Annotated in this window: 1 protein-coding gene; it reads right to left on the minus strand. The window is 70.6% G+C overall.

The genetic code is table 11. The features are described from left to right. A partial coding sequence (locus AB4112_RS35965; protein ID WP_441727259.1) for an AMP-binding protein occupies positions 1–1,106 on the minus strand: 1,106 nt, incomplete at both ends.

Here is a 1,106-nt window from a genome sequence, read left to right on the forward strand (position 1 = left end):
CCCGGCGCCGCCACCACCAGCGTGGCGCCGGTCATCAGCGGCCAGAAGAACTCCCACACCGACACGTCGAACCCGTAGGGCGTCTTCTGCAGCACACGGTCCGACGGGCCCAATCCGTATTCCGCCTGCATCCACTGCAGCCGGTTCAGCAGACCGGCATGGCTGTTGCCTACGCCCTTCGGCTTGCCGGTCGAACCCGAGGTAGTGATGCAATAGGCCAGCGTCTCCGGATGGATCGCCACGCCGGGTGCCTGCTCCGGCTGCTGCGACAAGTCCCAGCGGTCCAGGGCAAGGATGTCGACGCCGTCGATCTCCGGCAGCCGCTCGGCCAGATGCGCCTGGGTCAGCACCAGCCGCAACCCGGCATCGCCGATGGTCCCGGCCATACGGTCGCGCGGATGCTCCGGGTCCAGCGGCAGGTAGGCACCCCCTGCCTTCAGGATCCCCAGCAGCCCCACCACCAGTTCGACCGACCGCTCCGCCGCCACGCCCACCAGCACGTCCGGGCCGACGCCCCGAGCGATCAGCGCATGCGCCAGGCGGTTGCTGCGGGCCTCCAGCTCGGCGTAGCTCAGGCGCTCGGTGCCGAACACCAGGGCCTCCGCCTCCGGCGTCGCCTGTGCCTGACGCTCGATCAGCGTCACCACGCTCGGCACGGGCTCGTAGCCATGCTCCGTCGCGTTCCACGCCGTGAGGCTCCGCTGCTCCTCGGCCGTCGGCAGGGCGATCATGCCCAGGACGGCCGCCGCATCCGCCGCGATCCGCTGCAGCAGGGTCTCCAGCTGCCGCATCAGCCGCTCGACCCGGCCGGCCGCCAGCGCATCCCGCCGCCAGCTCCAGCCGATCTCCAGGTCGCTCCCCGCCTGCACCGTCAGCGTCAGCGCGTAGTTCGTCGTCTCGATGTTGGCGACCGGGCCGAACCGCAGGCTGCTCTCGTCGCGCTCCCGCAGCGCCTGGTCCACCGGGTAGTTCTCGAACACCAAGAGGCTGTCGAACAGCGACCGGCCGCCCTGACCCGCCCAGCCCTGGATCTCGTACAAGGGCGTGTGCTCATGCTCCCGCATCGCCACGTTCAGCCCCTGCAGCTGGCGCAGCCAGTCTCCCAC

The organism is Inquilinus sp. 2KB_23 (genome assembly GCF_052115705.1).
GTDB lineage: Bacteria > Pseudomonadota > Alphaproteobacteria > DSM-16000 > Inquilinaceae > Inquilinus > Inquilinus ginsengisoli_A.